This window comes from Streptomyces sp. NPDC001606, from assembly GCF_053596835.1.
Genome location: NZ_JBSFHC010000017.1, coordinates 84,174 through 108,110, shown reverse-complemented (window position 1 = coordinate 108,110; position 23,937 = coordinate 84,174). Strand labels below are relative to the sequence as shown.

The window sequence follows — 23,937 nt, the reverse complement described above, 5'->3', positions numbered from 1 at the left end:
GGTCAGACCTCCACGACCTCGGGCCGCTCGCCCTCGGTGGTGGTGATGTCGATCACCGAGAAGTTCGCGCCCTGCGGGTCGGTGAGCGCGGCGAACCGGCCGAACGGGCTGCTCATCGGGCCGAAGCGGAGGATGCCGCCCAGCTCGCGGGCGCGCGCCACGGCCGCGTCGCAGTCGGCCACGGTGAAGTAGACGTTGATGTACGACGGCACCTCGGGCGGGAAGTCGTCGGTCATCCGCATCCGGCCGAGGACGGTGTCCTCGCCGACGTCGAAGAGACGGAAGTCGACCGTCTCGTCGCGCATGTCCTTCATCCGGTAGCGGAAGACGCCGGCGAGGAAGCCGTCGGTCTTCTCGGGTTCCCTGGTGAAGACCTCCGCCCAGCAGTAGGCCCCCGGCGTCCCGGTCGCCTCGAAGCCCTCGTGGGTGCCCGCCTGCCACACGCCGAAGACGGCTCCGCTGGGCTCCCGGGCCAGGCACATGGTGCCGAACTCACCGACCTTCATCGGCTCCATCAGCACCTCGCCGCCGTTGTCCCGGATCTTCGCGGCGGTGGCGGCCGCGTCCGGCGAGGCGAAGTACAGGCACCACGCCGACTGGCCCTCCTGGCCGGGCATGGGCGGGACGACCGCGGCGACCGCCTTGCCGTCGGCGTAGGCCTGTGTGTAGTTGCCGTACTCCGACGAGGACTCGCCGAAGGTCCAGCCGAGGACGTCGCCGTAGAACCGCTTGGCTCCCTCGACGTCGCTGAACATCGCATCCGCCCAGCAGGGCGTTCCTTCGGGTGGTACGGCCATGCTCCCGGCCCTCCTGGTCGGTCCCGGGCGGAAGACCCGCCCACGGCGCGGATCGTCCCCCCTGGGGCGTTTCATCCCGGTCTTCACGCTAGTCATCCCTCGGTCGGGGCGCTCGGCGAACGGGTGCGCGAGGGGGCGGCCGGGGGCCCTGACGCGGCCCGAAACCCGGGCCCAGGGGCGCACGGCGCCGGTCCGACGGGGGCGGGGGCCGCCCTCGGTGGTTCTGCGCTGTCCGGAACCGTAACCGCCCCTTTCGCGCCGTACCAGGCGATCACCGGGCCTGTTTGGCTGGTCCCGGAGCGCACACCGCCATCCCACCGACCGATCCCGTCACGCCTCTTCCTTCACTGCTGGAGGGAATGTGTCCACACCGGACAGCGCCGTCGGATCCACCGTCGACGAACCCGTCCCCGGCCCGCCCGGCGCCGAGCGGGCCACGAGTCTGAGCACCCATGCGGCACGCCAGCTCGCCACGACCACCAAGTCCGCACCGCAGATGCAGGCCATCACCTCCCGGTGGCTGTTGAAGAGCCTGCCCTGGGTGGACGTCAGGGGCGGCACCTACCGTGTCAACCGGCGGCTGCAACTGCGCACCGGTCGCGGCCGGGTGCACTTCGAGCAGAACGGCGCCGACGACATCCGGGTCATCCCGGAGACGCTGACCGAACTGCCGATACTTCGCGGCTATCCCGACACCGACGTGCTGCGGGAGCTGGCCGGCCGGTTCCAGCCCCGCCAGGTGCGCGCCGGGCAGGTGCTCTTCGAGGCCGGGCAGCCGGTCACGGAGGCCTACCTGGTCGTGCACGGCCGGTTCACCCGCTACACCACCGGCAAGTACGGCGACGAGGAGATCACCGGGGTCGTCACCGACGGCGACCAGATGGGCGACGAGGCGGTCGGCCAGCCCGACCCGCTGTGGCTCGGCTCGGTGCGGGCCGAGACGGCGGGCGTGGTGCTCGCCCTGCCCTGGGGCGTCGTCCAGGAGTTCATCGAGCGGGTGCCGTCGCTGGCCGAGCATCTGCGGGCCTATGTCGAGCAGCAGCGCCGGCCCATGAACCGCAAGGGCGAGGCCGAGGTGCCGGTGCAGGCCGGCCATGTCGGCGAGCAGTCCCTGCCCGGCGGCTTCGTGGACTACGAACTCGCCCCGCGCGAGTACGAGTTGTCCCTCACGCAGACCGTGCTGCGGGTGCACACCCGGGTCGCCGACCTCTACAACGACCCGATGGACCAGACCGCGCAGCAGCTGCGGCTGACGGTCGAGGAGATCCGCGAGCGCCAGGAGTGGGAGCTGGTCAACAACCGGGAGTTCGGGCTGCTGCACAACGTCGACTACGGGCAGCGGATCAGCACCTTCACCGGGCCACCGACCCCGGACGACATGGACGAGCTGCTGTCCATGCGGCGCAAGACCAAGGTGTTCCTCGCCCATCCCAAGGCGATCGCGGCGTTCTTCCGGCAGTGCAACCGGCGCGGGCTGGTGCCCGGCACGGCGAGCGTCGACGGGCACGAGGTGCCGGCCTGGCGCGGTGTGCCGATCTTCCCGTGCAGCAAGATCCCGGTCAGTGACGACCACACCAGCAGCATCATCGCGCTGCGCACCGGCGAGGCCGACCAGGGCGTGATCGGCCTGTACCAGACGGGCATCCCTGAGGAGTACCAGCCGGGGCTGAACGTGCGGTTCATGGGCATCGACACGGCCGCGATCATCAACTACCTGGTGACGGCGTACTACTCGCTGGCCATCCTCGTGCCCGACGCGGCCGGGATCCTGGAGAACGTCCAGATCGGCAGGGTGCCCGAGTGACGATTCCGACCAGTTCCCGCGTGACGGCACGGAGCACCGTATGAGCACTTCCCGCACCGCCTCCGCACTGCCGGGGCCGCCCAACCTCGCCCGCAGCCTGCGCTCCCGGCGCGGGGGCGCGATCCCCGGGCTGCTGTACCGGCCCGCGGTCCCCGCCGACCCGGAGAAGGTGCGCGAGATCGACCGGCGGCTGGAGGCCTGGGCCCGCGCGGAGGACCTGTTCCCGGCGGCCTGGCAGGGCGACTTCAGCGGCTTCCAGTTCGGCCGGGCGGTGGTGCTCCAGCATCCGGGCGCCGCCGACCTCGAGCGCCTCACCGTGGCGGGCAAGCTGCTGCTCGCCGAGAACATCGTGGACAACTGCTACTGCGAGGAGGACGAGGACCGCGGGGGGTCGCACCGGGGGCTCGGGGCCCGGCTGATCATGGCCCAGGCGGCGCTCGACCCGTTTCACGGCATCCCCGAGCTGGAGGAGGAGTGGCGCCGTGGGGTGCGGGCGGACGGTCCGCTGCGCTCGTACCACTTCGCCCTGCGGGACTTCGCGGTGTTCGCCACGCCCAGCCAGACGGACCGGTTCGTGCACGACATCGCCCGGCTGCACCTGGGCTATCTGGCCGAGGCCGCCTGGGCGGAGACCCGGTACGCGCCGCGCGTCTGGGAGTACCTGGTGATGCGGCAGTTCAACAACTTCCGTCCGTGCCTGTCGATCGTCGACGCCGTGGACGGCTACGAGCTGCCCGAGCAGGTCTACGCCCGCCCCGAGATCCAGCGGATCACCGCCCTGGCCTGCAACGCGACGACGATCGTCAACGACCTGTACTCCTTCACCAAGGAACTCGCGAGCGACCCGACGCATCTCAACCTGCCGCAGGTCGTCGCCGCCGCCGAGCGGTGCGGGCTGAAGGCCGCCTATCTGAGGTCGGTCGAGATCCACAACCGGATCATGTCGGCCTTCGAGGAGGAGTCGGCCCTGCTGTCCGCGACCTCACCGCTCGTGGAGCGCTATGTCCAGGGCCTCGCGGCCTGGGTGGCGGGCAACCACGAGTGGCACGCGACCAACACCCACCGCTACCACCTGCCCGACTACTGGTAACCGCCGCCGGAACGCCGTCACATGTGCGAGAAGGAGTCACCCTTGACCACCGTCCCCGCCGCCCGGACCACGCCGGTTCCGGTCCCCGCCCAGTCCACCTACCAGAGTCGGGTCGCGGAGTACTGGAACGCCGAGGAGAACCCGGTCAACCTGGAACTCGGCAAGATCGACGACCTGTACCACCATCACTACGGCATCGGCGAGGCCGATCTGTCGGTGCTCGACGAGCCCGATCCCGACCGGCGCCGCCGGCGCATCACCGCCGAGCTGCACCGCCTGGAACACGCGCAGGCCGAGCTGCTCGCCTCCCATCTCGGACCGCTCTCCCCCGCCGACCGGGTCTTCGACGCCGGCTGCGGCCGGGGCGGCGGCAGTGTCGTGGCGCATCTGCGGTACGGCTGTCATGCCGACGGCGTGACGATCTCCGCCAAGCAGGCCGGGTTCGCCCATGACCAGGCGCGGGCGCGCGGCATCGACGACAAGGTGCGCTACCACCACCGCAACATGCTCGACACCGGCCTGCCGACGGGCGCGTACGCGGCCTCCTGGAACAACGAGTCGACCATGTACGTCGAGCTGGACCTGCTCTTCGCCGAGCATGCGCGGCTGCTGCGCCGGGGCGGCCGGTATGTGGTGATCACCGGCTGCTACAACGACACCTACGGACAGGCCTCCCGCGAGGTGTCCCTGATCAACGCCCACTACATCTGCGACATCCACCCGCGCTCGGCGTACTTCCGGGCGCTGGCCCGCAACCGTCTGGTGCCGGTCCACGTGGAGGATCTGACCGCGGCCGCCATCCCCTACTGGGAGCTGCGCAAGCAGGCCGACCATCTGGTCACGGGCATCGAGGACACCTTCCTCGACGCCTATCGCAACGGCAGCTTCCAGTACCTGCTGATCGCGGCCGACCGGGTCTGAGCCGGAGCCGCACCCCGGGTGCGGCTCCCCGTCCTACTCGCCCGCGTACGCCCGCTCCAGGGCGGCCACGTCGAGCTTCCCCATGGCCATCATGGCGCGCATGGTGCGGGCGGCCTTCTCCTGGTCCGGGTCGCTGATGAGGTCGATCAGACGGCCGTAGACGACCTGCCAGGAGACGCCGTAGCGGTCCTTGAGCCAGCCGCACGGGCCGCCCTCGCCGCCGTTCTCGGTGAGCCTGTTCCAGTAGTGGTCGATCTCCTGCTGGTCGGAGCAGTGGATCTGGAACGAGATCGACTCGTTGAACGTGAACTGCGGGCCGCCGTTGAGGGCCACGAACTTCTGGCCGTTGGCGGTGAACTCCACGGCGAGCACGGAGCCGGCCGGGCCGGGGCCGGCCTCCGTGTGGCGGCCCACCCGTTCGATGCGGGAGTTCTTGAAGACCGACACGTAGTAGTGCGCGGCTTCCTCCGCCTGGCCGTCGAACCAGAGACATGTGGTGAAACCGTCGGTGGTCATGAGCGCTCCCGGATGTCGTCGTACGGTCACCAGTGTCGACCGGTACTCGCCGGGAAACTCATCGGCCGGGCCGCCCGCAGTCCGTCCGGGTGACCCGGCGGGCCGGTCAGGCGGCCAGGCAGAGTCCCTGGTACGACCGCTGCGGGGCCCTCGCGGCACGGCGGGCCGGCGTCATGCGCCGGGTCAGCTCGCCGTGCGTGAGCGACAGCAGGTCGCCGAGGCCCAGGCCGAGGGCGTGCGCGGCGGCGGCGAGGACCTCGGACGAGGCCTCCTTGCGGCCGCGCTCCACCTCGGACAGATAGGGCAGCGAGATCCGGGCGGCGTCGGCCACCTCCTTGAGCGTGCGCTGCTGCGCCAGCCGCTCGCGGCGCAGCACCTCGCCGACAAGATCACGCCACAGGGGCTCGCGGGGCGCGGGCGCCGGCTCCTTCGGGCGGGCGGCCGGACGCAGGGGGACCACTCGGGCTGAGGTGCTCGTCTGGTTGCTCACCCGGTCAGCCTAGGAGCCGGGCCGGGAGCGGTGCAGGCGTACGGATTCCGCCGTGAGGGAAATCCGCCCGCATGCGGACCGTGACAGCGGGTACCCGCCCTGTGAGAGAGCCCGCGGACCGGCATGAATCGCCGGGTCACGGGTATGGGAGACAGACGCCGAACCATGACTTTCGTGGGAAACGTGACTTTTGTGGGAGAGGTAATGAACACCGCCGCGATCCGGCCGGCAGCAGAGGTCGTCGAGGAGACCGAGCGGGACGGGACGGGTGCGGGGTCACTGCCTGGTATCGCCGACCCCGCGTCCGTGGCCCCGCGTGACGCCCGCGAGCTGTCCCGCCAGTTCTTCCGCCGTCTGACCGAGCTGGAGGAGGGGACGGCGGAGTACCAGTACGCGCGCAACACCCTCATCGAGATGAACATGTCGCTGGTGCGGTTCGCCGCCGGGCGGTTCCGGGGCCGGGGCGACGACATGGAGGACATCGTCCAGACCGGCATGATCGGTCTGATCAAGGCCATCGACCGGTTCGAGCTGGCCCGCGAGGTCGAGTTCACCTCGTTCGCGCTGCCGTACATCGTCGGCGAGATCAAGCGGTTCTTCCGGGACACCACCTGGGCGGTGCACGTACCGCGCCGGCTCCAGGAGCTGCGGGTGGAGCTGGCCAAGGCCCGCGAGGAGCTGTCCAGCCGGCTGGACCGGGACCCCACGGTCACCGAGCTGGCCACGCTGATGAACCTCACCGAGAAGGAGGTCGTCGAGGCCCAGCTCGCCTCCAACGGCTACCACTCCGCCTCCCTGGACGCCGCGCTCACCGGTGACGGACCCGAGGGCGGCGAGGCCGTGCTCGCCGACTTCATCGGCGTCGAGGAGGAGGGGCTGCGGCTCGTCGAGGACTTCCACGCCCTGGCGCCGCTGATGGCCGAGCTGAGCGAACGGGACCGGCAGATCATCCATCTGCGGTTCGTCGAGGAGGCCACCCAGGCGGAGATCGGCGAACGGCTGGGCTGCTCCCAGATGCATGTGTCGCGGCTGATCAAGCGGATCATCATGCGGCTGCGCGAGGGCATGCTCGGCGAACTCGGCTGCGCCTGACGGGCCGGCGGGCCCTGGCCCTGAGGGGCCCGCCGTGCCTGACGGGCCAGATGGCCTAAGGGGCGCGGGCCGTGCCTGCGCCCGGCAAGGTCGGCGGCCGGGCGCTCAGCGCCTCAGCTCGAAGCGGGCGCGCACGCGCTTGCCCACGGGGACCCGCTCCACGGTGACCTCGGAGGCGAGCGCGTGCACGATCTCCAGACCGTGCCGCCCGACGCGCCGGGGGTCCTTGGGGTAGAGGCGGGGCAGGGTGCTGCTGCTGTCGTACACGTACACCGTGACGGCGTGGTCGGTGCCTTCCAGCTCCAGGATGTACGGGCCGTTGCTGTGCCGGTCGGCGTTGGTCACCAGCTCGCTCACGACCAGGAGCAGCTCGCCGTCGGCCTGTGAGCCGACCTGGGCACACCATTCGGTGCGCAGCTGCTCCAGAAACCGGGCGGCGAAGGCCCGGGCCTCGGCGATGCAACCGGGTTCACCGGTGTAATGCGCCGCTCGCCGCAGCGGCTCCACGGGTACGTCGAAACCAGTCGGTATCACTGTCCCGCCCAGGTCCTTGGTCATGCTGTCTCTCTCGGAACTCCCGGTACGGCCGATCGCCATTGCAGCAGTCCTTGTACCCCGAGCCCGGCCCGGCAGTCCCCTGAGGCGTTCGCCCACCGCGCACAATGCGCTGGCTCACACCGCCGGACCGCTCAGCCGACCGGTGCCGAGCCGCCCTGCGACTCGCCGGGTGCCTCGCCACCGGGCGAGGCGGGGGCCTGCTCCGACCCCGGTGCGCTCTGCGACTCCGGCCCGCTCTGCGAGGCCGGTGCGCCCGACGAGGTCTCCGCACTGGACGAGGGCGCGGGCGCGGAGCCCGAGCCGGAGCTGGAGGACTCCTTCGACGGGGACTCCTTCGACGGCGAACCGGACGAGGGTGCGGCCGGGCCGGAGGAGGACGACTCCGAGGACGACGACTCCGACGGCGACGTCAGCCCCTCGTGCGACTTCGGCTTCGACGACGAGGGGGACGGCGAAGAGGACGACGAGGAGGACGACGGCGACGTCAGCTCCTGGGGCTTCTTCGACGAGGAGGACGACGAGGACGACGAGGACGACGAGGAGGACGAGGAAGAGGAAGAGGAAGACGACGACGAGGAGGACGGGGACGAGGAGGACGACCAGGGAGAGGAACCCGACGGGCGGGGCTTGCCCGACGAGGGCCTCGGGACGCACGGCGTCGACGGGACGCCCGGCGCCCCGGTCGCACCCGGCGAGGGCGGACACGGCACCCTCGGGATCCACGGGTGCGGGATCACCGGCGGTTTGGCGTGCTGGTCGTGCCGGCAGTGCTGGTCGGCGCGGTGCCGGTGGATCCAGTCGTGGTGGTGGGAGTCGTACAGCACGAAGACGTTGACGACGACCGGTGCGGGGGTCACGACCACCACGTTCGAGGGCCGGTACGTCGGCCAGCGCTGCCCCACGAAGTGCGGGGCGGTGCGCTCCGGGACCGGCGAGGTCAGCGGGTTGCCGCAGGCGCAGCGCACCCGGGGCACGCCGTGCGCGTCCACCAGTACGGCGGTGCCCGCCTGGAGGACGGACTGGTAGCTGGTCGCGGCGCCGTCGTGGTAGCCGTGGTTGGTGACGCGGGTGTCGACGCGCAGCTGGACCGGGGTGAGCGAGCGCAGGAAGGCGGGGACGCCGGACGGCTGGACCCCGGCCACGGAGGCGAACGCGCGGGTCTTGGCGGGGTCGGCCCGAAGAGCCTTGATCTGGGCCTCCACATCGCAGGAGGCGACCTTCTCGGTGCCGCCGTACAGGCCCGGCGCGCCGCCCTCCACTCCCTGGACCGCGTTGGCCGCGCCGGACGGCGCGGCGGAGGCGGGTGCGGAGGGTGCAGGCGGTGCGGAGCTCTGCTTCGCGGTCGACGTGGTGAAGGGGTCCTGGCCGGTGCTGCCGGCGGGCTGGAGGAAGACCTCGCCGCCCTTGGCGGAGGAACCGCCGCCCCCCGGCCGGGTGAGGACCAGACCGAGAACGACGGCGGCGACGAGGGCGGCGGTGAGCGCCGCGACGCGCGGGACGGACTTCCACCACGGCCGGCGCGGTCCGTGCGGACCGGTGGCGCCGCTCGGCGGTCCGGCGGGCGGCGGTCCGGCGGGCGGCCGGGAAGAGCCCGACAGCGGGCCGGAGGGCGGCCCGGTGGGGCGGCCGGAGGACGGAGGTTCGACGCTCACGAGCACTTCTTCCCGTCGCGATCGTCCCGATGCGCGGCTTTTCTCAGTCACGTTCGGATTAGTGCTAATAGCTGCACGTTGCTCCCATTGTGTGCCGCAGAGCCGTCCGGCTCGCAAGCCGACGCGGACGGCCCACCCGGCGGGCGCGGGGCCGCGGGTCTGTCTAGCGTGACTGGCGTGAGCCCTCCGACCGTCTCCGCGCGGCCCGTCGCCCCTCATGGCTGGGTGCAGGGCGTGGCCGTGGTGCTGACCGGACTGGCCGTCATGGTACTGGTGGCGGCGCTGGGGCTGTGGGCGGCCGGCGCGGCGGATCTGCCGGACGGCGCGTTCCCGCGGGTGGTGGCCGCGACGGTGGTGGCCGCGGTCGGCGGCAGCGTGGACCTCTCGGGCAACGCCGGGGCGCTCGCCGAGAGCCGGGCCGGGCTGAGCGTGATGCCGCTGTCGGTGACGCTCGCCGGTGCCCTGGTGGTCGGCGCGGGCTTTCTGCGCCCCCTGCGGCACCGGGCGGTCGCCTCGGCCGCGGAGCTGGCCGGCTGGGCCGCCCGGATCGCGGTGCCGTGGCTGGCGGCGCTGATCGGGCTGGCCTTCGCCGCCCGGCAGACCTTCGCGGTCGATCTGGGCAGCGGCACCCTCAGCGACCTCGCGGGCCTGTTCGGCGCCGCGCCGACGGTCGGGTTCACCACGGACGTGCCGCTGACGGTGCTGTTCGGGCTGCTCTGGCTGGCGGGGGTGCTGCTGCTGGCGCTGCTCGTCGCGTGCGGGGCCCCGCTGCCGGGCCGGCTGCTGCGGCTCCAGGAGTCGGTGCGCCCGCCGGCCCACGCGATGGTGGTCCTGCTGCTCGCCGCCGTCGGCGTGGTTCTCGTCGCCTCGCTGGTCACGGCGGCCGTCCACGGACGGCTCCGCGCGATCCTCGCGCTGATCCTGCTCGGCCTGCCCAATCTGTCCTGGCTGGCCCTGACGGTGGGGCTCGGGGCGACCTGGAACGGCCGGGTGGACGGCCCGTTCGGGCTGCCGATGCCGCATGTACTGGACGCGATTCTGCGCACGCCCGACGTCTCGGCGCTCAATCTGCGCTCGCTCACCGCCCACGACGGCCGGTGGTGGTGGCTGGTGGCCGTGGACGCGGTGCTGCTGCTCGCCGTGGCCTTCCGGGCGGCGGTCCGCTCCCCGGCCGTCCCGCCGTGGCGGCATGCGGTGCAGCTGGCCGTGGCGCTGGCACTGACGGTGCTGATGATCTGTCTGACGGGGCGGATCTCGGCGCACTACGGGCTGTCCCTGCTGGGCATCGGCGACCTGGGCGGCAGTCTGTCCGGCGAGGTGTTCCTGGAGCCGCAGCTGTGGCAGGCGGTGGGGCTGGGCGCGCTGTGGGGTCTGGTGACCGGCTTCCTGGGCGCGCTGCCGGCCCGGCTGGTGCGCCGCGGGCGAGGGACGAGCACCCCGCCGCCGGCCGACTAGGTCTCCTGTCCGCCTTGTCCGGGCAGCATCTCTAGGCCGCCGTGTCCCGGGCGCGGAACACCGGTGCGGCCCAGCGCGGCGGCCGGGGCGGCACGGTGACCGTGCGGTCCACCTCGGTCGCGGGATGGTCGTCGGCGGGCGCGGGGGCCAGGGTCGCGCGGAGGGCCGCGATGAAGGCCAGGCAGGTGTCGTAGCGGGCGTCCGGGCTCTTGGCGAGGGCCGTGGCGAAGACGGGGTCGACGGTGCCGGGGAGGCCGGGGCGAATCCCGCTGGGCGGGGGCGGCTCGTCGTACTGGTGGGCCCACAGCAGCGCCATGTCGTCCTCCCGCTCGAAGGGCGGGTGGCCGGTGAGCATCTCGTGGACGACGCAGGCCAGGCCGTAGACGTCGCAGCGGCCGTCGACCGGGCGGCCGGAGATCTGCTCGGGGGCCACGTAGTCGAGGGTGCCGACGAACTGGCCGACGCTGGTGAAGCCGGTCAGCGACAGCGACTTCTTGGTGAGCCCGAAGTCCGTGAGGTAGACGTGCTCGGGGTGGTCGCTGTCGGTGCCCTCGGCGACCAGGATGTTGCCGGGTTTGACGTCCCGGTGGACCAGTCCGTGCTCATGGGCGGCGTCGAGGGCGGAGGCGACCTGCGCGGCCATCCGCACCGTGTCCGGCAGCGGCAGGGGCCCGCGCAGGTCGAGCAGATGCCGCAGGTCGCTGCCGGAGACGTACCGCATGGCGATGTAGAGCACGCCGTCGGTCTCGCCGGCCTCGAAGACCGGCACGATGTGCGGGTGGTCGATCGCGGCGGCGACGCGGGACTCGTGGGTGAAACGCTGCCGGAAGGTGTCGTTGCGGGCGAGTTCGGGGGCGAGGAGTTTGAGCGCGACCGTGCGCTCCAGGCGCAGGTCGCGGGCGCGGTAGACGACGGCCATGCCGCCGCGCCCGATCTCGCTCTCGATCAGGTAGCCCGCCACCTGCCGGCCGATCAGCTCCGAGGGACGGCCGGAGAACAGGCTGGTCCGGCCGGCCATCAGGGTTCACCCTCGGAGGCGACGAGCCGGGTCGGGGTGTGCCCGGTGGCGTCCTCCCCGGTGACGGAACGGTCGGTGGCGTAGGTGGTGAGGCGCCGTCCGTCGGCGTACTCCCAGCGGCCCTCCTCGGCGTCGTAGAGCCACATGGACGTGCCGTCGAGCACGATGCCGAGCCGCAGTCCGCGGGTGCGCTCCTCGAAGGCCTCGCCGTCCAGGGTGCCGGCGGCCAGCTCCGCGACGGCCGCCCGGTAGCCGGCCAGGGCCTCGGCGGCGCGGTCCAGCAGGGGGCGGGGGTCGGCGGTGCCCGCGGTGCCGTCGGCGGCGGGCGGGTCCTCCGGTACGGCGACCAGCCGGCGGCCGTCGACCCAGGCGGCCCAGCCGTTGGCGCAGCGGATGTGTCCCCAGTCGCCGCGCCACTCCACCAGCTGGACGGGGAGCAGCGGGTCGAGGGGCATGGTGGGGCGGGCCGGGTCGGGGGCCTCCCAGGCGGGCAGGCCGCGCGCCGGGACGACGTGCGTGGGCCGGAATCCGGGGGTCGTCATCGCCGCCTACCTCCGCATCACGGCCGGCTCCTGCCGGCGCAGCAGCCGGGCCACCACCAGTCCGTAGACGGCGGACAGCACGAGCAGCATGGCCAGGTCGAGCAGCCAGACGCCCGGCGCGTGCCGGAACAGCGGGTCGGCGGTCAGCCGGTCGGGCATGATCCGGGAGAGTCCGACGGTGCCGGCCATGGCGCCGAGCGCCCAGCGGGCGGGCACCAGCCAGGAGAGCTGGTCGAGGCCGGGGACGCCGTGCAGTCTCAGCAGGGCGCCGCAGAAGACCACCTGGACGATGGCGAGCAGCACCAGCAGCGGCATCGTCACCTCCTCCTTGCGCACCAGCGCGGAGACCAGCAGCCCGAGCATCATCGCGGTGAAAGCCAGCAGGGCGACGGCGAGGGTGAGTTCGGCGAGCGGCGGCAGCAGGACGCCGCGGCCGCCGGGGGCGTTCAGGTCGACGCCGAGGAGGCCGACCAGGGTGAGGACGACGGCCTGGGCGACCGTGACCGTGCCGAGCACCACCACCTTGGAGAGCAGATAGCTGGATCTGGGCAGGCCGACGGCGCGTTCTCGCCGGTAGAGGGCGCGTTCCTTGACCAGTTCGCGCACCGCGTTGGCGGCGCCGGTCAGTACGGCGCCGACGCAGAGGATGAGCAGCGCGTTCATCGCGGTGTCCCGGGCGAGCCGGCCGCTCGCCAGGGCGCGGGCCATGGCGCCCATCACGAAGGGCAGGGCGACCATGACGAGCAGGAAGGTGCGGTCGGCGCTCAGGACGGCGGTGTAGCGGCGGATCAGGGTGCCGAGCTGGGCCCGGGCGGAGCGCGGGCGGGGCGGGGGCGCGGGGCTGACCGGGGCCGGTCCGGGGTGGTGGGGCCGGCCGGTGGATCCGGTGACGTAGTGCCGGTGGAACGGCGACTCGCGGTACTGCCGGGCCCAGTCGCGGTCCGCGTCGCGGTCGAAGGCCTCGAAGGCCTCGGGCCACTGCTCGCAGCCGAAGAAGGCGAGGGCGTCGCCGGGCGGGCCGTAGTAGGCCACCGTGCCGCCGGGGGCGAGGACGAGGAGGCGGTCGCAGACGCCGAGGCTGAGGACGCTGTGCGTGACCACGACGACGGTACGGCCGTCGTCGGCAAGCCCGCGCAGCATGTGCATCACGGAGCGGTCCATGCCGGGGTCCAGGCCGGAGGTCGGCTCGTCCAGGAAGAGCAGCGAGGGCTTGGTCAGCAGTTCCAGGGCGACGCTGACGCGCTTGCGCTGGCCGCCGGAGAGGCTGTGCACGGGCTGGCCGGCGCGCTGCTCCAGGCCCAGTTCGCGGATGACCTCGTCGACCCGGGCGCGCCGCTCGGCCGGGTCGGTGTCCTCGGGGAAGCGCAGCTCGGCGGCGTAGGTGAGGGCGGCGCGCACGGTGAGCTGCGGGTGCAGGATGTCGTCCTGCGGGACGAGGCCGATGCGCCGGCGCAGCTCGGCGTAGTCGCGGTAGAGGTCGCGGCCGTCGTACAGGACGGTGCCGCGGTCGGCGGGGCGCTGGCCGGTCAGGGCGTTGAGCAGGGTGGACTTGCCGGCGCCGCTGGGGCCGACCACCGCGAGCAGGCACTTCTCCCCCACCGGGAAGGACACGTGGTCCAGCAGGACCGTGCGGTCCTTGCCGACGGTGACGGTGAGGTCCTGGACGTCGAGGGAGACCTGGCCGGTGTCGACGTACTCCTGGAGCTGGTCGCCGGCCGGGCAGAAGGCGGAGTGGCCGATGCCGATGATGTCGCCGGGGGCGACCCGGGCCCGGGTGACGGGGCGGCCGTTGAGGTAGGTGCCGTTGTGGCTGCCGAGGTCGATGATCTCGTGGCCGCCGTCGGGGTGGGCGCGCAGTTCGGCGTGGTGGCGGGAGACGGTGAGGTCGTCCACGACGACGTCGTTGCCGGGGGCGCGGCCGATGCGGACGGCGGTCAGGGCGGGCAGCGGGCGGACGCTGCTGGGCCGGCGGAAGGTGCCGGTCCGCTCGGGCAGGGATACCGCCGAGGGGCGGCCGGGAGCGGGTTCGGGGGCGGGCAGGAGCAGGGCGCGGGGGCCGTCGACGGGGTTGCCGAAGCGGATCTCGCTGCCGGGTGCGAGCTCCCATTCGCGGACCCGGTGGCCGTGGGCGTAGGTGCCGTTGGTGCTCCCGGTGTCGGCCAGGGTCCAGTGGTCGTGGTCGCAGCGCAGCACGGCGTGGTGCCACGAGACCCGGGCATCGTCGAGGACGATGTCGCTCAACGGGTCGCGTCCGACGTGGTAGTCGTGGCCCGGACTCATCACCGTGGACCCGGTGTCGGTCTCCAGGACGAGTTCGGGCACAGCCGGGGCGACCGACCGCTCCGCCATGGCCAGAATTCTACCGATCCGCTCAGATGTGCGCCTGCTTGTACCGGTCCGTCCGAGCGGGATGGACATGGACACGTGTCACGCGAGCTCGACCAGCGCGGGGCCGACGCGTTGCATCCGGAGCGCGTCCACGGACTCGGCGAGCAGTTCGTACTCGGTGGTGTCGTCGCTGGCGGCGATCCGCACCAGCCGCCCGGCCGCCAGCTCGTCGGCGGTCCGCTCCTGCCGGGCGTCGTCGGCGCACCAGGCGCGCAGCAGGGCGGGGACGTCGGCGACCGTGTCCGCGACCGGCACCAGCGCCCCGGCCGGGATGGCGGGGTCCCCCGGGCTCGGGTCGAGCCGCTCCGCGATCCAGGACGCCCGGTCCCGCAGCCACCACAGGGCCAGGGCGAGCGTCGGCGCGCGATAGGTGCCGAGCGGTACGCCGATGCGCCTGCCGTCGCACATGCCGTACGCCGTGACATGGCACAGGAACTCGTCGTGCACGTCTCACTCCCCCGTCGCCTCGCTTACCGGGCGGGCCTCGCTCTTCGTGCGGCTCCTGTGGGGTGATGTGTCCCTGACGTTCGAGTATCGCCACTTCCGACACACTGTCACCATGACTTTTTGGCCAGTCTGTCGGCATATTCGCCGTCCGTTGTGGCCGGAACGAGGCTGGTCGCACGAGCCGCCGGGGCATGACCCCGGAGGTAATCGACCGGCCGCCGAGGTGCCGGGCATGGTGGTCACACCGGATCGGCGAAGCCCGGATCCGGGCCCCGACCAGGAGAGACGACCTCGATGGAGGCTGATTCACCATGTCCGTGAACACCGATCGCTACGCGACCGCCGCCGCCCGCTACTTCGAGGCGTGGAACGCCACCGAGCCCGAGGCCCTGAGGAAGGCGGTCGCCGCCGCGTGGACCCCGGACGGCGGTTACACCGACCCGCTCGCCGACGTCCGCGGCCACGAGGGCATCGCGGCCGTGATCACGGCGGTCCACGAGCAGTTCCCGGGGTTCGTCTTCCGCCCGCTGGGCGCGGTGGACGGGCACCACGACACCGCGCGCTTCGGCTGGGAGCTGGTGAACGAGGCCGACCAGTCTGCGCCGGTGGCCGGGTTCGACGTGGTCACGCTGGACGAGGAGGGCCGGATCCGGCAGGTGCTGGGGTTCCTGGACCGGGTGCCGGCCGGCGCCTGACACCCCCCGGTCAGGAGGGGATGACCCCGGGCCGGAACGGCTCGACGCCGACGATGTGGCGTACCCGTTCCGGCTCGACCAGGACGTGCACGCGCTGCTCGCCCTCGATCAGCCAGGGGTAGCGGTCCAGGCCCAGGTACTTGTGGGTCAGCCGGTCCATCCCGCGTTCGGCCGCCTCGCCGGTCACCAGCCGCACCGCGCGGCCGGAAATCTGCACCCGGTCGTAGGGGTTGTCGGGGTCGGCGTGCGAGAGGTGGACGCGGGCGTCGTGGCGGAGGTTCTCCTCCTTGATCCGGCCGACCGAGGTGTTGAGGACGATCAGCCCGTCCTCCAGGCCGACCCACATCGGTGTGACATGCGGAGCGCCGTCCGGTGTCACCGTGGCGACGTACCAGAAGTTGGGTCCCACCAGCCGCGCCCGCACCCGCTCCTCCAGCCGAACCGTCATGCCCGCTCCTCCTCTTGATCACTGTCTGGCACAACCACTGTGTCACAGAGGTGCATTGACGATGCGTCACCAGTGCCCGCAAGGCCGTACCCGCCGCGGCGGAAGGGGCGCAGCCAGGCGCAGGCCGCCGCCATGCCGAGGGCGCCGACGGCCAGTGCGGTCCGGGAGCCGGCCGTGGCGGTCAGCCAGCCCCCGAGGAGACCGCCGACCGGTGCCGCACCCATCACGATCGTGCGGATCGAGGCGTTCATCCGGCCGTGCAGGGACCGCGGGGTGAGCGAGGTACGCAGGCTGCGCTGGGTGATGTTGAAGACGATGACCAGGGCGCTCATCACGAAGTGCGCGGCCGCGATCAGGCCGGGTGCCAGGGCGTGCGGGGCCAGGGTCGCCGCCGGCACGACCGCCGACGCCGCCCCCGCGACGGCGAGCGAACCGGTCAGCGCCGTGGGCACGCCGAGCCGGTCGGCGACGCGGGCCGCGGCCAGGGCCCCGGCGCAGGCTCCCGCCCCGGAGGCGGAGAAGACCAGGCCGACCTGGAACGGGGTGAGCCCCACGGTGCGGGTGACATGGACGAGGAAGGCGGGTTCGCTGAGGAACAGGAAGAGGTTGAAGGTGCCCGAGGCGCCGGTCAGAGCGCGCAGCGGCGGGCTGCCGAGGACGAACGCCGCTCCGCCGCGCACCTCCCGCCACACCGCGCCCCGCTCCTTCGGTGCGCGGGCGGCGGGTGGCTCCGGCGGCAGCCGCCAGGTGAACAGGGCCGACAGCAGACAGGTCGCCGTGCCGGCCAGGATCGCCAGGGGCGCGGTGCACAGCTGGACGGCCATGCCGCCGAGCGAGTTGCCGAGGACCAGCGATCCCGAGGTGCTCAATTCGATCCTGCTGTTGCCCCGGACCAGTTCTTCGGGGCGCACCAGGGCCGGCAGGAACGCGGCGTAGCCGATGTCGGAGACCACCGCGCAGGCTCCCGTCAGCAGGGCCACGGCGATCAGCAGAGGCACCGAGAGCACACCAGACAGGTAGCACAGCGGGATCACCAGCAGCAGACCGCCGCGCGCCAGGTCGGCGAGGATCAGCAGCGGACGCTTGGCGCGGCGGTCCAGCCACACCCCGGCGAACGGGCTGACCACCAGATAGGGCAGGGTGCCGGCCATGCTGAGCAGCCCCACCCCCACCGGGCCGCTGTGCAGGGCCAGGGCCGCCAGAGGCAGCGCGACCACGGTGATGTTCGCGCCGAACTGCGCGACGGTCTGCGCCAGCCAGAGGGCGCGGAAGCCGGCGTTGTACCGCAGCCGTGTCATGGTCGGCCCGCCTCCGCCCGCAGGTCGGCGATCACCTGCGGATGGCGGACGATCCCGTCGTGGTCGGCGGCCACCTCGCGCAGGTCGAAAGTGCCGCGCACGCGCTCCCGCCAGGGCCGCACATCGGTGGCGTCGGTGCCACGGTGGAAGAGGACCCGGCCGTCGTACACCGGCGGCCGGTAGCGGCCGAGCGCGAGGACGTTGGCCCGGAAGACGTCGAAGTCCGCGCCGGGCGCGTCGCGCAGGTACCAGGCGCGCAGCGTCTCCTCGTCCGGGGGTTCGGCGCCCGGGAAGCCGCTGTCCAGCAGGGCGAGCAGCGCCACGGTCTCGCCCTCGGCGCGCAGCCGGCAGGCGATCTCGAAGGCGACGACACCGCCGAACGACCAGCCGCCCAGCCGGTAGGGGCCCCGTGGCTGCACCCGCCGGATCTCCGCCAGATACTCCGCGGCCATGGTCTCGATCCCGGTCGTCGGCCCGGTGGCGGCCAGGGTGTACACGGCGCCGAGCGCGGCGGCCAGCTCCCGGTAGCAGAGGATGGTGCCGGCCACCGGGTGCACCAGGAACAGCGGCGCCCGCTCCCGGGCCGTGCCGGAGCCGGACCGGTCCAGCAGGGCCGCCTGCCCGGCCACGGTCGGATGGCCGAGCACCTCGCCGACCGGCAGCCGGGCACCGAACTCCTCGTGCAGCAGCGCGACCAGCCGCAGCGCCGTCAGGGAGTCACCGCCGGCCAGGTGGAAGTCCTCGTGCACTCCGACCGGGCCGGTGCCGAGGGCCCGTTCCCAGACGGCGGCCACGCGGGCCTGAGTGTCGGTGACGGGGGGCGCCGGCGCCGCGGCGCGGTGCCGGGCGGGCTCTGGCAGGGCCGCCCGGTCGAGTTTGCCGTGCCGGGTCAGCGGCATCCGCTCCAGCCGCACCACCGCGGACGGCAGCATGTGGGCCGGGAGCCGGTCCCGGGCGAAGCCGATCAGTTCGGCCGCGCCGACCGGCTCCCCCACCACGTAGGCGACCAGCCGCCCGGCGCGCGGGACGACCGCGCACTCGCGCACCGCCGGGTGGCGGGCGAGTACGGCCTCCGTCTCGCCCGGCTCCACCCGGAAGCCCCGGATCTTCACCTGGTGGTCCACCCGGCCGAGGAACTCGATCTCACCGTCCGGCAGTTGCCGTGCCAGATCGCCGGTGCGGTACATGCGCCGCGCCGTCCCGTCCGGCAGGGTGTGTACCGGGAACCGCTCGGCGGTCAGCTCGGGCAGGCCGTGGTAGCCGACCGCCAGCGGGACGCCGGCCACATACAGCTCGCCCTGGACGCCGAGGGGCACGGGCAGGCCGTACCGGTCGAGGATGTACGTCTCGGTGTTGGCGATGGGGCGCCCGATGGGGACCGTCCCGCGCCCGTCGGGGACGCAGGCCCAGGCGGTGACCTCGATGGTCGTCTCGGTCGGCCCGTAGAGGTTGTGCAGCGCCGCGCCCGGCAGCGCCGCCATGAACCGTTCCTGCACCTCGTACGGCAGCGCCTCGCCACCGCTGATCACCCGGGTGAGGCTGGTGCAGCGCGCGGAGGCAGGGTCGTCCAGGAAGGCCTGGAGCATGGAGGGGACGAAGTGCACGGTGGTGATGGACTCGTCCTGGATCAGCCGGGCCAGGTAGCCGGGGTCGCGGTGTCCGCCGGGTTCGGCGAGCACCAGCGTGCCACCGCAGGCCAGTGGCCAGAACAGCTCCCAGACGGAGATGTCGAAGGTGTACGGCGTCTTCTGGAGCACCTTCTCGCCGGGCGCCAGCGGGTCTTCGGCCTGCATCCACAGCAGCCTGTTGCACACCGCGCGGTGCGTGACCACCACACCCTTGGGCTCGCCGGTCGAGCCGGAGGTGTGGATGAGGTAGGCGGGGGCGTCCGGGTCGGCCTCCGGGACCTCGGGCGTGTCCGGGGCGTCGGGCGCCGCGTCCTCCGGGACGGACCCGTCCTCCAGTGCGGCCACGTCCTCCTCGGTCAGCAGGAGCCGGACGTCCGCCCGCGCGGCCAGGGCCGCCCGCCGCCGTGGCGGGTCCGCGGGGTCGAGCGGGACATAGGCGGCTCCGCACTTGAGGACCGCGAGCAGTGCGACGGGCAGCCGCGGCGAGCGGTTCAGCAGCAGCCCGACGAACTGCCCCGGGCCCACCCCGCGGTGGCGCAGTGCCCTGGCCAGCCGGTCGGCGCGCCGGTCGAGTTCGCGGTAGGTCAGGGCCTCGCCCGCGCAGCGTACGGCGGTCAGCCCGGGGGTGCGGTGCGCCTGGCCGGTGACCAGCTGGTGGATCAGATGCGGCTGCGGATAGTGCCGCTCGGTCCGGTTCCAGGCCCGCTGCTGCTCCTGCTCGGCGCCGGACAGCAGGACGCAGCGGGTGTGGTCGGCGTCGGGCCGCCGGGTCATCGCGTCCAGTGCGGCCAGGTAGTAGCCGTGCGCCAGCGCGGTCTGCCGCTCGGTGAGCTGTGCCGCGTCGTAGCGCAGGGCCAGGTGCAGCCGTCCGGTGGCGCTGTCGACGGAGAACTCGGCGCCGAAGGGGAACTCCACCTCTCCGGCCCGTTCCTCGGCGAGGATCTCCACCCGGGAGTGCGGGGCGTTCCGTTCGACGTGGAAGTGCGTGAAGTTGAAGAAGGCCTCGAACAGGGCCGGGCGTCCGGTGCCACGGAGGATTTCGGCGAGGGGGTGGTGGCGGTGGCGGTGGATCTCCAGGTCGGCCGCGGCGACCTGGCGGATCAGTTCCGTCCAGGTGCCGGCGGTGAGCCGGGCCCGCAACGGGAGGGTGTTGAGGAACAGGCCGATGACCCGGTCGCCGTCGCGCTCCTCGGTCCGGCCGTGGTGGACCACGCCGCTGACCACGTCGTCGGTGGCCGTGAGCAGGCCCAGCACGCGCAGATGGGCGGCGAGCAGCACGGTGCGCACCGGGACGCCGAGGGTGCCGGCGAGTTCCGTCACGGCGGTCGACAGGCGTTCGCTCACCGGCAGTTCGAGGTGGCGCATCGCGGCGGGCCCGGACGAAGGCCGCCAGCGGGGCAGCCGGGCGAGGGTCGTGCCGTCCAGTCGTCGGCTCCAGAAGTCCCGGTGTGCCGGGTCCGCGCAGGCAGCCTCCTCAAGGGCGACGTAGTCGCGGAAGCGGGCGGCGGGCGGCGGGACCGGTCCGGTGCGGGTGTAGCGGTTGAGGAGTTCGGTGAGCAGCGAGCGCTCGCTCCAGCCGTCCAGGACCGCGTGGTGCTCGGTGACGAACAGCCGCACGGTGTCCTCGGACAGCCGCTGGACGTGGAAGCGGATCAGGGGCGGCTTCCCGAGGTCGAAGCGTGTCGTGCGTTCGTGTGCGAAGCGGGCGGCGACCAGGGCGTCCTGGTCCGGGCGTCCGCGCAGGTCCTCGACGGTCAGCGGGGTGGGGACGCGTTCGTGCACCAGCTGGACCGGGCGGCCGAAGCCGGTCGGCGCGAACGAGGTGCGCAGCAGCTCATGGGCCTCGGTCAGTCCCGCCACGGCGTCGTACCAGGCCCGTTCGTCGAACGCCGTGTGCAGGAGGTAGCTGCTGACGTTGTGGTAGAAGCCCGACCGCTCGTAGTGGACCACCATGCCGCACTGCAAGCGGGTCATCGGGTAGGCGTCGGTGACGCCGGGGCCGATCCGCTCCCGGTCCGCCGCGTCGAGCAGCGCGAACGGCTCCGGCCCGGCGGTCTCGGCGCCGGGCTCCGGCCCGGCCGCGGTGACGACTCGGGCGAGGGAGCGAATGGTCTGATGCTGCATCAGGTCCGCGACGTCGAAGCGCAGTCCGCGACTTCTGCCGCCGGCGACGACCTGGATGCTGCGGATCGAGTCGCCGCCGAGGGCGAAGTAGTTGTCGTCCACGCCGATCCTGGGCCGGTCCAGGACCCGCTGCCAGATCTCCGCGAGCGCCGCCTCGGTGGGGGTGGCGGGGGCGGTGAAGACCTCGACGGCGGACTCCCGTGGGTCGGGCAGGGCCCGCCGGTCGACCTTGCCGTTGGCGGTGAGCGGCAGCCGGTCCAGCGTCACCAGATGCGCCGGGACCAGATGGCCGGGCAGCCGGGCCGCCAGCTGCTCACGCAGCGATGCCGGGGTGCGGTCCGTGACGGCGTAGCCGACGAGCCGGCCGTCCCGGTGGGTCACCAGGGCGTCGAAGACGCCGTCGAGGGCGGCCAGCGCGGCCGTGACCTCGCCCGGCTCGACCCGGAAGCCCCGGATCTTCACCTGGTCGTCGATCCGGCCGTGGTACTCCAGGCTGCCGTCGGGCAGCGCGCGGACGAGGTCCCCGGTGCGGTACCGGCGGCCGTCGGGCAGCTCCGGGAACCGGTCGGCGGTCAGGTCCGGCCGGTGAAGGTAGCCGAGGGCCAGGCCGGCGCCCGCGATGTGCAGTTCGCCGACCACGCCCGGGGGCACCGGCCGGCCGTGCCGGTCCAGGATGTGCGTGCGCAGGTCGGGCAGGGGCACGCCGATGGGGCTGCCGGCGCCCTCGCGCTCGGCGTCCGCCGCGGTCAGCGGGCGGTAGGTGGCGTGCACGGTGGTCTCGGTGATGCCGTACATGTTCACCAGCCGCGGCGCGTCCTCGGCGTGCCGGGTGTACCAGTCCCGCAGCACCGCGGGGTTGAGCGCCTCCCCGCCCAGGACGACATGGCGCAGGGACAGCTGTCCGGTCGCCTCCCGGTCCGCGTGGATCAGCTGGGTGAACGCCGACGGGGTCTGGTTGAGCACGGTGACCCGTTCCCGGCACAGCAGGTCGTGGAGGCCGGCCGGGCTTCGGCTGGTGTCGAAGGGTACGACGACCAGCCGGCCGCCGTGCAGCAGGGCGCCCCACAGTTCCCAGACCGAGAAGTCGAAGGCGTAGGAGTGGAAGAGCGTCCACACGTCGTCGGCGCCGAAGCCGAACCAGGCGTCGGTGGCGGCGAAGAGCCGGGCGACGGCGCGGTGCGGCACCAGGGTGCCCTTGGGCCGGCCGGTGGATCCGGAGGTGTGGATGACATAGGCCGGGTCGTCCGGCCGTACCCCGCTGTCGGGCGCGGTGGCCGGGTACCGGGCGAGGGCCGGGTCGGTCGGCCGCACCAGGGGGCCGGTGTAGCCGGGGACGGGGTCGACGGCGACCACGAGGTGCGGCCGGGTGTCGTCGAGCAGGAGGCGGGTCCGGGCCGGGGGGTCGGCCGGATCCAGCGGTACGTAGGCGCCGCCCGCCTTGAGGATGCCGAGCAGGCCGACGACCAGCTCGATGGAGCGTGGCGCGCTCAGGCCGACCAGGACGCCGGGGCCGACGCCGAGGTCCCGCAGCCGGTGGGCCAGCCGGTTGGCGCATCCGTCGAGTTCGCCGTAGGTGAGGCGCTGCCCGGCGCAGCAGACGGCCACCGCGTCCGGCCGCTCCGCCGCCCGCGTGGCGAACGTCTCGTGGCAGCAGGAGGTCACCTCGAAGGCGCGGGGGGCGGGGCCCGGCGGCGGGGCTGCGACCGGGAGGCCGGCAAGGGGCCGGTCGGGGTCGTCCAGTACGGCGGTGAGCAGCCGGCGGTAGTCCTCGGCGAACTGCGCCACCAGCCGGGCGTCGAGGGTGTCGCCGCGGTACTCCAGCGCGCAGTGCAGGTCCCGGCCGTCGTCGCGGATGTCCAGGGTGAGCGCGAACTTGGCGTGCACCCAGGGGAAGTCCACCGGTTCCAGGACGATGCCGGGCAGGGGACTGTGCGCCGGCCGGCCTTCGTGCAGATGGAAGGCCGCGCGGAAGAGCGGGGAGTGATCGGTGCCGCGGGCGGCGCCGACGGCGTTGACCACCTCGTCGAAGGGCAGGTCCTGGTGGTCCAGGGCGTCGAACACGGTGTCGCGCACGGTCCGGGAGAGCGCGCGGAAGCCGGATGGTCCCCCCACGTCGGTTCGGATGGCGACCGTGTTGGCCAGCAGCCCGACCGTGCGGTCGAACTCGGCGTGGTGGCGTCCTGCGACGGGGGTGCCGACGACGATGTCGTCCAGGCCGGTGTAGCGGCCGAGCAGTACGCTGTAGGCGGTCAGCAGGATGGTGAACGGCGTGCTGTCGTGCTCGGCGGCGAACGCGCGCAGCCGGGGGACGAGACGGCCCGGCAGCCGGAAGCCGTGGCTGCCGTCGGGCCCGGGAGCACCGAACAGCGGCGGGAACCCCATCACCGGCAGCTCACCGCCCAACCGGCGCTTCCAGTAATGCCGTTGCTCATCGGCCTCGGGGCCGGTCAGCCACTTCTGCTGCCGGGCGGTGAAGTCGCGGTACTGCGCGGCGGGCCGGCCCCGGTCGGTGAACAGCTCGTCAAGGAGCACGTCGACCGACCAGCCGTCGGTGACGATGTGGTGCATGCACAGCAGCAGAAGCCACTCGTCCGGGCCCCGGCGCAGCAGCCGGAACCGGACCAGCGGGCCGGTGTGCAGGTCGAACGGGCGGTCGCGCTCGGCCTCCAGCCACCGCTGGACGTCCTCCTCCGGCAGCCGGGCGTGTGCCGCCCCGGCCGGCTCCAGGCAGTCGAAGTCCAGCCGTCCCTCGGGGTCCACGATCTGGGTCAGCCGGCCCTCGTGGAGCGCGAACCGGGTGCGCAGCGCCTCGTGGGCGGCGAGCAGGCGGTGGGCGCCCGCGGCCAGGGCTGCGGTGTCGAGGCTGCCCCGGATCGCGTGGCACATCGGCACGTGATAGCGGGGCGACCCTGCGGCCAGCTGCTCCAGGAAGTACATGCGCTGCTGGGCGCTGGAGGCCGGGTGTTCCACTGGG

17 protein-coding genes and 1 pseudogene are annotated in these 23,937 nt (G+C 73.1%); 6 read left to right on the top strand and 12 right to left on the bottom strand.

Translation table 11 applies throughout. From position 1 onward, the window contains the following. Positions 1-2 precede the first annotated feature (2 nt). A complete protein-coding gene (locus ACWCV9_RS27395; RefSeq protein WP_450790445.1) occupies positions 3-797 on the bottom strand; it encodes a VOC family protein in 795 nt (264 codons plus the stop codon). Positions 798-1,158: 361 nt separating this feature from the next. On the opposite strand from ACWCV9_RS27395, the gene ACWCV9_RS27390 reads away from it, so the two are divergent. From ACWCV9_RS27390 to ACWCV9_RS27380, 3 genes are read left to right on the top strand one after another with little or no spacing between them, the layout of a single operon-like run. Continuing rightward, a complete protein-coding gene (locus ACWCV9_RS27390) occupies positions 1,159-2,601 on the top strand; it encodes a family 2B encapsulin nanocompartment shell protein (protein WP_450790443.1) in 1,443 nt (480 codons plus the stop codon). A 40-nt stretch (positions 2,602-2,641) separates the two neighbouring features. Next, complete coding sequence (locus ACWCV9_RS27385) at positions 2,642-3,691, top strand: family 2 encapsulin nanocompartment cargo protein terpene cyclase (protein WP_450790442.1); 1,050 nt, start codon at positions 2,642-2,644, stop codon at positions 3,689-3,691. Positions 3,692-3,733: 42 nt separating this feature from the next. Then, a complete protein-coding gene (locus ACWCV9_RS27380) occupies positions 3,734-4,612 on the top strand; it encodes a geranyl diphosphate 2-C-methyltransferase (protein ID WP_450790440.1) in 879 nt (292 codons plus the stop codon). Between the two features lie 33 nt (positions 4,613-4,645). Here the strand turns inward: ACWCV9_RS27380 and ACWCV9_RS27375 are convergent, their stop codons facing one another. After that, positions 4,646-5,128, bottom strand: a complete 483-nt coding sequence (locus ACWCV9_RS27375) for a VOC family protein (RefSeq protein ID WP_450790438.1) — start codon at positions 5,126-5,128, stop codon at positions 4,646-4,648. Between the two features lie 106 nt (positions 5,129-5,234). Next, positions 5,235-5,618, bottom strand: coding sequence for a helix-turn-helix domain-containing protein (locus tag ACWCV9_RS27370; protein WP_450790436.1), 384 nt, complete (start codon positions 5,616-5,618; stop codon positions 5,235-5,237). A 204-nt stretch (positions 5,619-5,822) separates the two neighbouring features. On the opposite strand from ACWCV9_RS27370, the gene ACWCV9_RS27365 reads away from it, so the two are divergent. Continuing rightward, complete coding sequence (locus ACWCV9_RS27365) at positions 5,823-6,710, top strand: RNA polymerase sigma factor SigF (protein WP_450790435.1); 888 nt, start codon at positions 5,823-5,825, stop codon at positions 6,708-6,710. 105 nt (positions 6,711-6,815) lie between these two features. Here ACWCV9_RS27365 and ACWCV9_RS27360 read toward each other — a convergent pair whose 3' ends face one another. Both ACWCV9_RS27360 and ACWCV9_RS27355 read right to left on the bottom strand, forming a co-directional pair. Continuing rightward, positions 6,816-7,268, bottom strand: coding sequence for an ATP-binding protein (locus ACWCV9_RS27360; protein WP_450790433.1), 453 nt, complete (start codon positions 7,266-7,268; stop codon positions 6,816-6,818). A gap of 434 nt (positions 7,269-7,702) precedes the next feature. Further along, a pseudogene (locus tag ACWCV9_RS27355) lies at positions 7,703-8,920 on the bottom strand (DUF6777 domain-containing protein); the annotation flags it as partial. 177 nt (positions 8,921-9,097) lie between these two features. On the opposite strand from ACWCV9_RS27355, the gene ACWCV9_RS27350 reads away from it, so the two are divergent. Beyond that, complete coding sequence (locus tag ACWCV9_RS27350) at positions 9,098-10,375, top strand: streptophobe family protein (protein ID WP_450790432.1); 1,278 nt, start codon at positions 9,098-9,100, stop codon at positions 10,373-10,375. A gap of 31 nt (positions 10,376-10,406) precedes the next feature. Here ACWCV9_RS27350 and ACWCV9_RS27345 read toward each other — a convergent pair whose 3' ends face one another. The 4 genes from ACWCV9_RS27345 to ACWCV9_RS27330 form a co-directional block, all read right to left on the bottom strand. Further along, the gene (locus tag ACWCV9_RS27345; RefSeq protein WP_450790430.1) at positions 10,407-11,393 is read right to left on the bottom strand and encodes a serine/threonine-protein kinase; all 987 of its coding nucleotides are present in this window, start codon (positions 11,391-11,393) and stop codon (positions 10,407-10,409) included. Beyond that, positions 11,393-11,935, bottom strand: coding sequence for a hypothetical protein (locus tag ACWCV9_RS27340; RefSeq protein ID WP_450790429.1), 543 nt, complete (start codon positions 11,933-11,935; stop codon positions 11,393-11,395). The genes ACWCV9_RS27345 and ACWCV9_RS27340 overlap by 1 nt, the downstream gene beginning before the upstream one ends. A gap of 6 nt (positions 11,936-11,941) precedes the next feature. Continuing rightward, positions 11,942-14,284 carry an FHA domain-containing protein gene (locus ACWCV9_RS27335; RefSeq protein ID WP_450790427.1) on the bottom strand — a complete coding sequence of 781 codons (2,343 nt, stop codon included), beginning with the start codon at positions 14,282-14,284 and terminating at the stop codon, positions 11,942-11,944. 78 nt (positions 14,285-14,362) lie between these two features. Next, positions 14,363-14,770 carry a hypothetical protein gene (locus ACWCV9_RS27330; RefSeq protein ID WP_450790425.1) on the bottom strand — a complete coding sequence of 136 codons (408 nt, stop codon included), beginning with the start codon at positions 14,768-14,770 and terminating at the stop codon, positions 14,363-14,365. 311 nt (positions 14,771-15,081) lie between these two features. Between ACWCV9_RS27330 and ACWCV9_RS27325 the strand changes: the two genes are divergently transcribed. Next, a complete protein-coding gene (locus ACWCV9_RS27325) occupies positions 15,082-15,465 on the top strand; it encodes a nuclear transport factor 2 family protein (RefSeq protein ID WP_450790423.1) in 384 nt (127 codons plus the stop codon). A 10-nt stretch (positions 15,466-15,475) separates the two neighbouring features. On the opposite strand, the gene ACWCV9_RS27320 is transcribed toward ACWCV9_RS27325, so the two are convergent. Genes ACWCV9_RS27320 through ACWCV9_RS27310 form a run of 3 tightly spaced genes read right to left on the bottom strand, consistent with a single transcriptional unit; the run spans position 15,476 to position 23,933 of the window. Further along, positions 15,476-15,913, bottom strand: a complete 438-nt coding sequence (locus ACWCV9_RS27320; protein ID WP_450790422.1) for a TIGR03618 family F420-dependent PPOX class oxidoreductase — start codon at positions 15,911-15,913, stop codon at positions 15,476-15,478. Beyond that, complete coding sequence (locus tag ACWCV9_RS27315) at positions 15,910-17,211, bottom strand: MFS transporter (RefSeq protein ID WP_450790420.1); 1,302 nt, start codon at positions 17,209-17,211, stop codon at positions 15,910-15,912. The genes ACWCV9_RS27320 and ACWCV9_RS27315 overlap by 4 nt, the downstream gene beginning before the upstream one ends. Then, positions 17,208-23,933 carry an amino acid adenylation domain-containing protein gene (locus ACWCV9_RS27310; protein WP_450790418.1) on the bottom strand — a complete coding sequence of 2,242 codons (6,726 nt, stop codon included), beginning with the start codon at positions 23,931-23,933 and terminating at the stop codon, positions 17,208-17,210. The genes ACWCV9_RS27315 and ACWCV9_RS27310 overlap by 4 nt, the downstream gene beginning before the upstream one ends. Between the last annotated feature and the right edge of the window lie 4 nt (positions 23,934-23,937).